This window comes from Actinosynnema sp. NPDC059335, assembly GCF_042752395.1.
Taxonomy (GTDB): domain Bacteria; phylum Actinomycetota; class Actinomycetes; order Mycobacteriales; family Pseudonocardiaceae; genus Actinosynnema.
This window is the reverse complement of record NZ_JBHYXZ010000011.1, coordinates 25648-36962: the sequence shown is the minus strand read 5'-3', so window position 1 is coordinate 36962 and position 11315 is coordinate 25648. Positions and strand designations below refer to the sequence as shown.

Here is an 11315-nt window from a genome sequence, read left to right as displayed (position 1 = left end):
CTCCTTTTGAACTGACTGGTCAGTTCAAATAGTGGCCCGGGTGAGGGCGCCTCGCAACCCGACGTGGTGTGACGTGGCGCGCGGCTAGCGCAGCGCCCCGGCCGGCCGGACCTCCCACATCGTCCACAGTGGACGATAGCCCTGCCGGGGCCAGAACACCGAGGACAACGGGTTCGGCGGGTTGTAGTAGAGGTAGGTGCCCACCGTGCCCAGCCGGTGCAGCTCCCGGTGGGCGTGCGCCATCAGCCGGCGGCCCACCCCCGCGCCGCGGGCGCCCGGCAGCACCGAGACGCAGTTCACGTACCCCCAGCGACCGTGCGGCAGCCTGGTCGCGGTCCAGTTCCCCGGCTCCGAGGTCACCACCGCGCACTCGGCCAGGGCCACCGCGATGCCGTCCCGCTCCGCGAGCCACGCCGGCCCGCCCGTCACCAGCCGCTCGGCGAGGGTCCGCCGCTTCAGCTCCGCCGCGTCCGGCCGGTGCACCGTCGAGCCGACCATGGACGAGTAGCGCAGCTCGGCGAGCGCGAGGGTGAGCACCGTCTCCAGGTCGGCGGGCGTGGCCCGGCGGATCGCCACCCCGGTCGGCGCGGGCGGCGGGGGCGCCTGCCGCACCGCGATCACGGTCAGCGGCACCAGCCCGTGGTCCAGCAGCGCCCGCGTCGCCTCCGCGTCCCGGCTCGGCCAGGTCAGCACGCACGCCGAGTCCCGTTCGGCGGGTCGCAGCAGGTCGAGGCGCTTGCGCCAGGCCCGCAGCAGCACGTCCATGCCCGCCGCGCCGGCCGCGCCCAGCAGCGGCGTCAGCTCCCACACCTCGGTGGCCGACCACAGCCGGGCCGGCGACCGCCGGTCGTGCACCTGGCGCTGGAGCACGCCCGCGACCCTCGTGCCGTCCGGCAGCGCCGCGGTGATGACGTCGCCGTCCGGCGGCGCGACCACGGCCGGCAGCAGCGGGTCGACGCTCGCGAAGCGCGCGCTCTGCGCCTCCACCAGCCCTTGACCGACGGTCATGCCAGGCAGGCTACGGCTTGCGCGTCCGGAAGATCGCGGTGCCCGGGAACAGCCGCCCGCGCAGCGGGCTCCACTGGCCCCACGTGCGGGTGTGGCCGGCGGGCCACTCCGGCTCCACCACGTCCAGCAGCTCCAGCCCCGCGCCGACGAGCGCCCGCACGTAGTCACCGGTGGTCCGGTGGTGCTCCACGTACGTCGCCCGGCCGGCGTCGTCCACCTCGACGTACGGCGTGCGGTCGAAGTACGACTGGGTGACGGTGAGGCCGGTGGGGCCCGGGTCGTCCGGGAAAATCCACCTGATCGGGTGAGTCACGGAGAACACCCACGGCGCGCCCGGCCGCAGCACCCGCGCCACCTCGCGGAAGACCTCGCCCACGTCCGCCACGAACGGCACCGCGCCGAACGACGAGCAGGCCGCGTCGAAGCTGCCCGACGCGAACGGCAGCTGGTCGGCGCTGGCCTGCACCAGCGGCACGGCCACCCCGGTGGCCGCGTTCGCCGCCACCGCGTGCCGCAGCATCCCGGCCGAGAGGTCGAAGGCCACCGCCCGCGCGCCCCGGGCGGTCAGCCACCGCGCGCACGGCGCGGAGCCGCAGCCCACCTCCAGCACCCGGCGCCCGCGCACGTCGCCGAGGTAGCCGACCTCCTCCTCGCGGACGCCCTCGGGGCACCAGACGAAGTCGGCCGCGCCCAGGAAGTCGCCGTGCTCGGCGTGGTAGTCGTCGGCGTCGGCGTCCCACCAGAGGCGGTTGGCCGCGCGCGACTCGGCCGCGTCCACGCCCCGCTTGGCGATGCCGGTGGTGCCGAGCGCCAGTTCGGCGCTCGCGTGCTGGTCGGACACACTGCTCCATTCAAGGGTGCCGGTTTGCCCGGCGAGCTTCGAACCGCGTACGATATCGCCCGCGTAGTGGGTTCGCGCTGTCCTCGATCGCCTGGTCTCCGCCGAGTGGGTCTTCGCGGTGGGCGCGCCCTCCGCGTAGCGTTGAACCCGCAGGCCACAAACCCCAATCCGTACCGGAGCCACCTACCTAATGTCCACCGACACCACCACTGTCCCGGTCGCCGCTGCGCCGAAGCAGGTCGCTATCAACGATATCGGGACGGAGGAGGACTTCCTCGCCGCCATCGACAAGACCATCAAGTACTTCAACGATGGCGATATCGTCGAGGGCACCATCGTCAAGGTCGACCGGGACGAGGTCCTGCTCGACATCGGCTACAAGACCGAGGGTGTCATCCCCTCGCGCGAGTTGTCGATCAAGCACGACGTCGACCCGAACGAGGTCGTCAAGGTCGGTGACGAGGTCGAGGCCCTGGTTCTCCAGAAGGAGGACAAGGAAGGTCGGCTGATCCTCTCCAAGAAGCGCGCCCAGTACGAGCGCGCGTGGGGCACCATCGAGGCCCTCAAGGAGAAGGACGAGCCCGTCAAGGGCACGGTCATCGAGGTCGTCAAGGGCGGCCTGATCCTGGACATCGGCCTGCGCGGCTTCCTCCCCGCCTCCCTGGTCGAGATGCGTCGCGTCCGCGACCTGCAGCCCTACGTGGGCCGCGAGCTCGAGGCGAAGATCATCGAGCTGGACAAGAACCGCAACAACGTGGTCCTGTCCCGCCGCGCGTGGCTGGAGCAGACCCAGTCCGAGGTCCGCAGCGAGTTCCTCAACCAGCTGCAGAAGGGCCAGGTCCGCAAGGGCGTCGTGTCCTCCATCGTCAACTTCGGCGCCTTCGTGGACCTGGGTGGCGTGGACGGCCTGGTGCACGTCTCGGAGCTGTCCTGGAAGCACATCGACCACCCGTCCGAGGTCGTCGAGGTCGGCCAGGAGGTCACGGTCGAGGTCCTGGACGTCGACATGGAGCGCGAGCGCGTGTCGCTGTCGCTCAAGGCGACGCAGGAAGACCCGTGGCGCCAGTTCGCCCGCACCCACGCGATCGGCCAGATCGTGCCGGGCAAGGTCACCAAGCTCGTGCCGTTCGGCGCGTTCGTCCGGGTGGACGAGGGCATCGAGGGCCTGGTCCACATCTCCGAGCTGGCCGAGCGCCACGTGGAGATCCCGGAGCAGGTCGTGCAGGTCGGCGACGACGTCATGGTCAAGGTCATCGACATCGACCTGGACCGCCGCCGCATCTCGCTGTCGCTCAAGCAGGCCAACGAGGGCTTCACGGTCGACTCCGAGTTCGACCCGACCCAGTACGGCATGGCCGCCGAGTACGACGAGCAGGGCAACTACATCTACCCCGAGGGCTTCGACCCGGAGACCCAGGAGTGGCAGGAAGGCTTCGACAAGCAGCGCGAGGAGTGGGAGCGGCAGTACGCCGAGGCCCACACGCGCTACGAGGCCCACATGAAGCAGGTCGCCAAGGCCGCCGCCGCCGAGGAGGAGGCCGCCGGGGAGACCAACTACTCCTCCGGTGGTGACGCCCCCGCCGCCGCGTCGTCCAGCACGGGCGCCCCGGCCCAGGCCGGCGGCACCCTGGCCAGCGACGAGCAGCTCGCCGCGCTCCGCGAGAAGCTGTCGGGCGGCGCCTGAGCCGCACCGGTCGACTGACTGACGCATCGCCCCTCGCCCACCTCGGGCGGGGGGCGATCGTCGTTCACCCGATCAGGGCGGGAAAGCGTTGCCGTGCGCTAAGTTGAGCATCCTATGAGCGTGCGGAAAACGGTGCTGGCGACGGCGGTTGCGGTGCTCGCGTGCGCGGGGTGCGCCGCCGTGCAGCCCCAGCCCGTGACCCAGCCGCAGATCCCGACGATCCTGCCGCCCACCACGATCAGCCGCATCCCGCAGATGGTGGACCGCCCGATCCCCGACGACTGCGAGCTGGTCGTCCCGGTCGAGGTGTTCAACCAGAAGCTCGGGCGCGAGCTGCCGGGCGAGCTGAAGACGATCATCGGCATCCCCGAGCCGTCGCTCGGCCGCACCGGCAAGATCGACTGCTACTACGGGGTGCCGGAGCGCCAGCCGCTCACGGCCGCGCCGGTGATCGTCGGCCTGGCCACCTACACCGACGAGCCCACCGCGAAGGGCCGGGTCGAGGAGAGCGTGGCCGCCGAACGGCAGGAGGGCGGCACGGTCAAGGAGGTCGACGTGAGCAGGCGGAAGGGCCAACTCGTCACCACCAAGGACGAGCGGCTGCTCATGGGGTGGCTCGGCAAGACGACGTTCGTGGCCCGCGCCAAGGCGGGCGTCCTGCCCGACGACGCGATCGGCGGCTTCCTGGCCGCGATCGCCCAGCAGTCCATGACCCCCGTCGAGGGCTCCTGACGATCCGCCGCGTGGCAGGCTGGTCGCCATGTTGCGCGTGGGCCTCTCCGGGGGAATCGGGTCGGGCAAGTCGACGGTGGCGGGCAGGCTCGCCGAGCACGGCGCGGTGGTGATCGACGCCGACGTGCTGGCGCGCGAGGTGGTCGCGCCGGGCACCGACGGGCTGCGCGAGGTCGTGGAGGCGTTCGGCGCGGAGGTGCTGGGCCCGGACGGCGCGCTGGACCGGCCGGCGCTCGCGGCGAGGGTGTTCGGCGACGAGCGGGCCCTGGCCACGCTGAACGGCATCACGCACCCGAGGATCGCCGCCCGCACGGCCGAGCTGATCGCGGCCGCGCCACCGGACGCGGTCGTGGTGCACGACGTGCCGCTGCTGGTGGAGAAGGACATGGCCCCGCTCTACCACCTGGTCCTGATCGTGCACGCGGACCTCGACCAGCGCCTGGTCCGGCTGCGGGACCGGGGCCTGCCGGAGGAGGACGCGCGCAGGCGCATCGCCGCGCAGGCCGACGACCAGCGCCGCCGGGCCGTGGCGGACGTGTGGCTGGACAACTCCGGCACGCCCGACGTGGTGCTGGCCCGGGTGGACGCGCTGTGGGCGGACCGGCTGGTGCGGTACGAGTCGAACGTCCGGCTGCGCCGCCACGCCCCCTACGGCCCGCCGGTCGTGGTGCCGTACGACGAGACGTGGCCGGCGCAGGCCCGGCGGGTCGCGGCGCGCATCGGGTTGGCCGCGGGCGGCCGCACGGTGGAGCACATCGGCTCCACGTCCGTGCCCGGCCTGCCCGCGAAGGACGTGCTGGACTTCCAGCTGGGCGTGCGGTCGTTGGCCGAGGCCGCGGAGCTGGAGGAGGCGCTGGCGCAGGCCGGGTTCCCGAGCCGGGGACTCGCCGAGGACGGCGTGCGGCACGAGGGCCACGCGCCGGAGGACTGGCACAAGCGGCTGCACTCGGGCGCGGACCCGGGCCGGTGCGTCAACCTGCACGTGAGGGTGGAGGGCGGTCCGGCGTGGAACTGGGCGATCCGGTTCCGCGACTGGCTGCGGGCCGACGCGGCGGCGCGGGACGAGTACGCGGCGCTGAAGCGGGAGCTGGCGGAGCGGCACCGGGGAGACGACACCGATCTCGGGTACGCCGAGTCGAAGGAGCCGTGGATGGCTGCGGCGACGGCGCGCGTGGCGGCGTTCTACAGGGACGGCCAGACGTCGTAGATGCCCCGGTGGGTCAGCCACGCGCCGAGGTCGTGCCGGTGCAGGCTGACCTCTTCGAGCGTGCGGTGCACGGTGCGCAGCGCCTGGTCGGCGTCGTCGGGGCCGAGCACGCGCCCGGCGACGGCGGCGGCGAACTCCTCGCAGCGCACGATCCGCGCGGTGGTGCCGCCCGGCACGGCGAGCCCGAGGAGCAGGTCGGTGGTGCGCCAGGCGCGGCCGTCGCGCTGCACGCGGACCGCGCTGAGCACGCTCGGGCCGCTGCGGGCGTGGCGGGAGCGGGGTCGGTGGTGGGTCAGCCGGAGCCCGAGGTCGGGCATCAACCAGGTGACCTCCGAATCGGAGAACGGGTCCTCCGGCGTGGGGCACTCCAGCCGCAGCCCCCAGGGCTCCACCCGGCACGTCGTCAGGTACCGCGACGTCCCGCTGGAGTAGCTCCGAACTGCGCTGATGGTGTCGACCACGTCGACCAGCTGAGGTGTGATGACCGCTCCCACGCGATCCGAGGGTAGCCGGAAGTGTGCTGCGGGTAACTGAGCAGGTCGATTCGTTACATCACGGTCTGTGTGGTATGCGGTCACTATCGGGTGAAGGTACTGGGGTGGCGGTTGACCAGCGAGTGTGACCCTCTGTATTACGGCCGACGCCACGTGGTGATCGTTCCCTGGGCCGCGAGCCAGCGCACCGCGTCGTGCCCGTGCGCGGCGATGCCGGCCACCGCGCGGTAGGTCGTCTCCAACGCCCACTGCGCCCGGTCGGGCTGGATGAGGCCGCGGTCGAGGGCGACCAGCAGCTCGTCGGTGTCCAGCACGGTCACGCTGCGGCCGGTGCGCACGATCAGGTCGAGGTACAGGTCGACGGTCTTCCACACCGACCCGCTGGAACTGATCTCCACCACGTCCACGTACAGGTCGTAGTCGCACTCGTGGCCGGGGTGCCAGGACTGGCGGGTGACGCGCAGGCCGTGCGCGGGCAGCAGCCACGACTCGAAGTGGGACAGCCGGGGGTGGCCGGGCACCGGGCGGAACATGTAGAGGCCGTGCGGCGTCAGCCGGTACTCCTCGACGCCGCGCAGGTGGCCCTTGGGGTCGGTGTTGCTCTTCGCGTCGAGGTCGAAGTACTCGATCTTCGGCGGGTGGATGTGCATGAGTGTCCCGAGTTCGTCACCCGAAAGCAGGATGATCGCTTAGTCTTCCCGCCATGTTCGGCATCATCCGCCCCTGCCGCAACCGCCTGGGCCCCGAGCTGCGCGAGTCGTGGCTGGCGCACCTGTGCGGGCTGTGCCTGGCGCTGCGCGACGACCACGGCCACCTGGCCCGCGTGGTCACCAACTACGACGGCCTGGTGATCTCCGCGCTGGTCGAGGCGCAGGCCGGCAGGTCGCGGCGGTCGGCCGGGCCGTGCGCGCTGCGCGGCATGCAGTCGGCGGACGTCGCCGCGGGCGCGGGGGCGCGGCTGGCCGCGTCGGTGTCGCTGGTGCTGGCGTCGGCGAAGGTCGGCGACCACGTGGACGACCGCGACGGCGTGTTCGCCCGCGCCCCGATGCGCGGTGTGGGCAGGCAGGTGGCGCGGCGGTGGGCGGCGCAGGCGGCGGAGACGGGCTCCGACCTGGGGTTCGACACGGCGGTGCTGGTGGACGCGGTGCGCCGGCAGTCGGCGGTCGAGGCGGCGGCCGGCCTCGGGTCGTCCGTGCTGACCGTGACCGAACCGACCGAGACCGCGGCGGGCGAGGCCGTGGCGCAGACCGCGGTGCTGGCCGGTCGGCCGGGCAACGCGGCGGCGCTGCGCGAGGTGGGGCGGCTGTTCGGGCGGCTGGCGCACCTGCTGGACGCGGTGGAGGACCTGGCCGAGGACCGGGCGTCCGGCGCGTGGAACCCGCTGGTGGCGACCGGCACGTCGGCGGACGAGGCGCGGCGGTTGTGCGAGGACGCGGCGCTGGGGATCGAGCCGGCCCTGCGGGAGGTGGAGTTCGCCGACGACCGGCTGGTGCACGCGCTGCTGGTGCACGAGGTGCGCGAGTCGATCCGGCGGGCGTTCGCCGACCTCGACGGCCCCCGCTCGCACGACCCTCGCTCGCACGACGCGCACGTCCACGGCCCGCGCTCGGACCACTCGCGCTCGAACGGCCCGCACGGCAACAACCCCCAGCCGCCGCCGGGGTGGCAGCCGGCCGGTCGGGTGCCGCCGCCCGGTCCCGTCCCGCCGCCCTCCGCGCCGGGCCGCGGCAACCCTCCCGTCCCGCCGTCCGGCGGCAAGGGCAAGCGGGCCGGCCGGGAGCCCGGACCGGGCAGCGGGCTGTGGTTCTGGCCGAAGCTCGTCCACCCGCCCCGGAGCCGGGGCGTGCTGCTGGGCTGCCTGGCCGCGTTCTACGAGTGCGGCACGTGCCAGTTCTGCTGCCGCGACCCGCACCCCGGCCCGTGGAGCGGCAAGCGCCGTGAGGCGTGGTGCAATTGCGACTGCGGTCCGGGCTGCGACTGCGGCGGCTGCGACTGCTGACCCCGCCCCAGCCGTGTGTCCGCTCGATCCCGCCGCCGCCCCCGGCCCGGTCCCCACATGTCCCGCGCGACCCGCGTGACCCACCTGACCTGGGCCGGATCGGAAATTGTCGGACCCCCGGCGTACCGTCGTACCCGTGGCTTTCCCAACCGAGATCCCGGTCAAGGCGCACTCGTCGCATCGTCCCGTCGGTGACATCCCCCGCACCGACGGGAAGTTCCGCGTGGTCAGCGACTACCAGCCCGCGGGCGACCAGCCCGCGGCGATCGCGGAACTCGAACGGCGCATCCGCGCCGGGGAGAAGGACGTGGTGCTGCTCGGCGCCACCGGCACGGGCAAGTCGGCCACCACCGCGTGGCTGGTCGAGAAGGTGCAGCGGCCCACGCTGGTGATGGCCCCGAACAAGACGCTGGCCGCCCAGCTGGCGAACGAGCTGAAGGGCTTCTTCCCCGACAACGCGGTGGAGTACTTCGTCAGCTACTACGACTACTACCAGCCCGAGGCGTACATCCCGCAGACCGACACCTACATCGAGAAGGACTCCTCGATCAACGAGGACGTGGAGCGGCTGCGCCACTCCGCCACGATGAGCCTGCTCACCCGGCGCGACGTGATCGTGGTCGCGTCCGTGTCGTGCATCTACGGCCTGGGCACGCCGCAGTCGTACCTGGACCGGTCGATCAAGCTGGAGGTCGGCGTCGAGGTCGAGCGCGACCTGCTGCTGCGCGCCCTGGTCGACATCCAGTACACGCGCAACGACATCGCGTTCAACCGGGGCACCTTCCGCGTCCGCGGCGACACGGTGGAGATCATCCCCGCGTACGAGGAGCTGGCGCTGCGGGTCGAGTTCTTCGGCGACGAGATCGACAAGCTCTACTACCTGCACCCCCTGACCGGTGACGTGGTCAAGGAGGTGGACGAGCTGCGCATCTTCCCGGCCACGCACTACGTGGCGGGCCCGGAGCGCATGGAGAAGGCGATCCGCAACATCGAGCTGGAGCTGGCCGACCGGCTGGCCACCCTCGAGCGGCAGGGCAAGCTGCTGGAGGCGCAGCGGCTGCGCATGCGCACCACCTACGACATCGAGATGATGCGCCAGGTCGGCTTCTGCAACGGCATCGAGAACTACTCGCGCCACATCGACGACCGCGGCCCCGGCAGCGCGCCCGCCACCCTCATCGACTACTTCCCGGACGACTTCCTGCTGGTCATCGACGAGTCGCACGTGACCGTGCCGCAGATCGGCGGCATGTACGAGGGCGACGCGTCGCGCAAGCGCAACCTGGTCGAGCACGGCTTCCGGCTGCCCAGCGCGCTGGACAACCGGCCGCTGACCTGGGAGGAGTTCGCCGACCGGATCGGCCAGACCGTCTACCTCTCCGCCACGCCCGGCCCGTACGAGATGGGCCAGACCGGCGGCGAGTTCGTGGAGCAGGTCATCCGCCCGACCGGCCTGGTCGACCCGGAGGTCGTGGTCAAGCCGACCGAGGGCCAGATCGACGACCTGGTGCACGAGATCCGGTCGCGGGCCGAGCGGGACGAGCGGGTCCTGGTCACCACGCTGACCAAGAAGATGGCCGAGGACCTCACCGACTACCTGCTCGAACTGGGCATCCGGGTGCGCTACCTGCACTCGGAGGTCGACACGCTGCGTCGCGTCGAGCTGCTGCGCCAGCTCCGCCTCGGCGACTACGACGTGCTGATCGGCATCAACCTGCTCCGCGAGGGCCTCGACCTGCCCGAGGTGTCCCTGGTCGCGATCCTCGACGCGGACAAGGAGGGCTTCCTCCGCTCCGGCACGAGCCTGATCCAGACCATCGGCCGCGCGGCGCGCAACGTGTCCGGCCAGGTGCACATGTACGCCGACCGCATCACCGACTCGATGCAGCACGCCATCGACGAGACCAACCGGCGGCGCGCCAAGCAGATCGCCTACAACGAGGAGCGGGGCATCGACCCGCAGCCGTTGCGGAAGAAGATCACCGACATCCTGGAGCAGGTCTACGCCGAGGCCGAGGACGCCATCGCGCCCGGCGGGTCGGGCCGCAACACCTCGCGCGGCAAGAAGCCCACCGGCGACCCGGGCGCGTCCGGTCGGGCCAGTTCCGGCGTGCTGGCCGACCGGAACACCAGCGGCATGGCCCGGTCCGAGCTGGCCGACCTCGTGCAGCAGCTCACCGACCAGATGATGAACGCGGCCCGCGAGCTGCAGTTCGAGCTGGCGGCGAGGCTGCGCGACGAGATCCAGGACCTCAAGAAGGAGCTGCGCGGCATGGACGCGGCCGGCGTCAGGTAGCGGAGGCGGCCCGCGCGGGACGACCCCGGCCGGGGACGCCTAGCGGAAGCCGAGCTGCGCGGGACGGACCCGGCCGGGGACGGCGAAGGGCGAGCCGCCTGGGCCGGGGCCAGGTCAAGGGGAACCGCGTGGGACGGACCCGGTCGGGGTGGCGAGCCGCGCGGGAGGGAACCCGGCCGCCGGGTCAGGCAGCGCCCACGGCGGCGCGGATCCGGTCGACCACGGCGTCCTCGGCCGCGCCGACGCGCCCGTCCGCCGAGGCGACCTCCTCGCACACCGCGACCACGGTGGCGCGGAACGCCTCGGCGTCCCCGGGGTCCCTGGCGGCCAGGATGGCCACCGAGCGCCGCAGCGCCGCCAGCACGCCGCGCTCCACGTCGGCCGCGGACCCGGCGGGCAGCTCCGGTCGCGCCGCGCCCAGCACCTCGCGCACGGCCGGCGGGAACGCCGCCATGGCGCGGATGCCCGCGTGGCTCTCCTCGTCCAGCGCGCCCGGTTCCGCGGTCGACACCAGCACCATCGCCCCGAAGACGGCGGTGCGCAGCGTCCGACCCTCCTCGTCCGTGTAGGAAGTCACCCGAGCACCCTAGTGGGATGAGCGTGATGCCATGACGTTGGACGACGTGATCGAGCACTGCCTCGGCAAGCCCGGCGCCGAGGAGACCTACCCGTTCGGCGACGGCGAGCTGTGCTGCAAGGTCGGCGGCAAGGTCTTCGCGTTCATCGGCCTGGACGGCGGCGGGGTCGGGGTGAAGTGCGGCGCGACGGCCGAGGAGGCCGCCTCGTGGCGGGCGCGGTACCCGGACGACGTCGAGATCAGCGCCTACGTCGGGCGCTACGGCTGGAACCGGGTCCGGCTCGGCGGCGCGGTGCCGGACGACGAGCTGCGCGAACTCCTCGACCTGTCCTACGAGCTGGTGGTGGCGAAGCTGCCCAGGTCCCGGCGGCCGATCCCGGCCGAATGACGCGGCGGGGGGCCCCGGGGGGGGCGGGGGGGGGGGGGGGGGGGGGGGGGGGGGAGGGCCGGGTTTGCGTGTCGGGGGACATACCCGCC

At 72.7% G+C, this 11315-nt stretch carries 11 protein-coding genes; 6 read left to right on the top strand and 5 right to left on the bottom strand.

Going from position 1 to position 11315, the window contains the following annotated elements:
• Window positions 1-84 precede the first annotated feature (84 nt).
• Window positions 85-1008, bottom strand: a complete 924-nt coding sequence (locus ACFXGA_RS05515) for a GNAT family N-acetyltransferase (protein WP_378084639.1) — start codon at window positions 1006-1008, stop codon at window positions 85-87.
• A gap of 10 nt (window positions 1009-1018) precedes the next feature.
• The gene (locus ACFXGA_RS05510; RefSeq protein ID WP_378084637.1) at window positions 1019-1849 is read right to left on the bottom strand and encodes a class I SAM-dependent methyltransferase; all 831 of its coding nucleotides are present in this window, start codon (window positions 1847-1849) and stop codon (window positions 1019-1021) included.
• A gap of 190 nt (window positions 1850-2039) precedes the next feature.
• Here ACFXGA_RS05510 and rpsA point away from each other — a divergent pair, with 190 nt between their 5' ends.
• From rpsA to coaE, 3 genes are all read left to right on the top strand, one after another.
• Complete coding sequence (gene rpsA, locus ACFXGA_RS05505) at window positions 2040-3533, top strand: 30S ribosomal protein S1 (RefSeq protein WP_378084635.1); 1494 nt, start codon at window positions 2040-2042, stop codon at window positions 3531-3533.
• Window positions 3534-3653: 120 nt separating this feature from the next.
• The gene (locus ACFXGA_RS05500; protein ID WP_378084633.1) at window positions 3654-4265 is read left to right on the top strand and encodes a hypothetical protein; all 612 of its coding nucleotides are present in this window, start codon (window positions 3654-3656) and stop codon (window positions 4263-4265) included.
• A 28-nt stretch (window positions 4266-4293) separates the two neighbouring features.
• Window positions 4294-5472 (top strand): dephospho-CoA kinase, encoded by a 1179-nt coding sequence (gene coaE / locus ACFXGA_RS05495; protein ID WP_378084631.1) that lies wholly within the window; start codon window positions 4294-4296, stop codon window positions 5470-5472.
• Here the strand turns inward: coaE and ACFXGA_RS05490 are convergent.
• Both ACFXGA_RS05490 and ACFXGA_RS05485 read right to left on the bottom strand, forming a co-directional pair.
• Window positions 5448-5966: a DUF402 domain-containing protein gene (locus tag ACFXGA_RS05490; protein WP_378084629.1), complete on the bottom strand. Its 519-nt coding sequence runs from the start codon at window positions 5964-5966 to the stop codon at window positions 5448-5450. The genes coaE and ACFXGA_RS05490 overlap by 25 nt on opposite strands.
• A 137-nt stretch (window positions 5967-6103) precedes the next feature.
• Window positions 6104-6616, bottom strand: a complete 513-nt coding sequence (locus tag ACFXGA_RS05485) for a DUF402 domain-containing protein (protein ID WP_378084627.1) — start codon at window positions 6614-6616, stop codon at window positions 6104-6106.
• Window positions 6617-6669: 53 nt separating this feature from the next.
• Here ACFXGA_RS05485 and ACFXGA_RS05480 point away from each other — a divergent pair, with 53 nt between their 5' ends.
• Window positions 6670-7965, top strand: a complete 1296-nt coding sequence (locus tag ACFXGA_RS05480) for a DUF5685 family protein (RefSeq protein ID WP_378084626.1) — start codon at window positions 6670-6672, stop codon at window positions 7963-7965.
• 136 nt (window positions 7966-8101) lie between these two features.
• On the top strand, window positions 8102-10261 hold the full coding sequence (gene uvrB / locus ACFXGA_RS05475; RefSeq protein ID WP_378084624.1) for an excinuclease ABC subunit UvrB: 2160 nt from the start codon (window positions 8102-8104) through the stop codon (window positions 10259-10261).
• A gap of 184 nt (window positions 10262-10445) precedes the next feature.
• Here uvrB and ACFXGA_RS05470 read toward each other — a convergent pair whose 3' ends face one another.
• Window positions 10446-10838: a hypothetical protein gene (locus tag ACFXGA_RS05470; protein ID WP_378084622.1), complete on the bottom strand. Its 393-nt coding sequence runs from the start codon at window positions 10836-10838 to the stop codon at window positions 10446-10448.
• 31 nt (window positions 10839-10869) lie between these two features.
• Here ACFXGA_RS05470 and ACFXGA_RS05465 point away from each other — a divergent pair, with 31 nt between their 5' ends.
• Entirely contained in the window at window positions 10870-11226 is a 357-nt protein-coding gene (locus ACFXGA_RS05465; RefSeq protein ID WP_378084620.1) for an MmcQ/YjbR family DNA-binding protein, read from the top strand.
• The last annotated feature ends 89 nt before the right edge of the window (window positions 11227-11315 follow it).

What these genes read in the sequence shown, in the direction of transcription:
- ACFXGA_RS05485 (WP_378084627.1), bottom strand. Translation starts at nt 6,616, where the DNA reads ATGCACATCCACCCGCCGAAGATCGAGTACTTCGACCTCGACGCGAAG.
- coaE (WP_378084631.1), top strand. Translation starts at nt 4,294, where the DNA reads ATGTTGCGCGTGGGCCTCTCCGGGGGAATCGGGTCGGGCAAGTCGACG.
- ACFXGA_RS05480 (WP_378084626.1), top strand. Translation starts at nt 6,670, where the DNA reads ATGTTCGGCATCATCCGCCCCTGCCGCAACCGCCTGGGCCCCGAGCTG.
- ACFXGA_RS05465 (WP_378084620.1), top strand. Translation starts at nt 10,870, where the DNA reads ATGACGTTGGACGACGTGATCGAGCACTGCCTCGGCAAGCCCGGCGCC.
- rpsA (WP_378084635.1), top strand. Translation starts at nt 2,040, where the DNA reads ATGTCCACCGACACCACCACTGTCCCGGTCGCCGCTGCGCCGAAGCAG.
- ACFXGA_RS05515 (WP_378084639.1), bottom strand. Translation starts at nt 1,008, where the DNA reads ATGACCGTCGGTCAAGGGCTGGTGGAGGCGCAGAGCGCGCGCTTCGCG.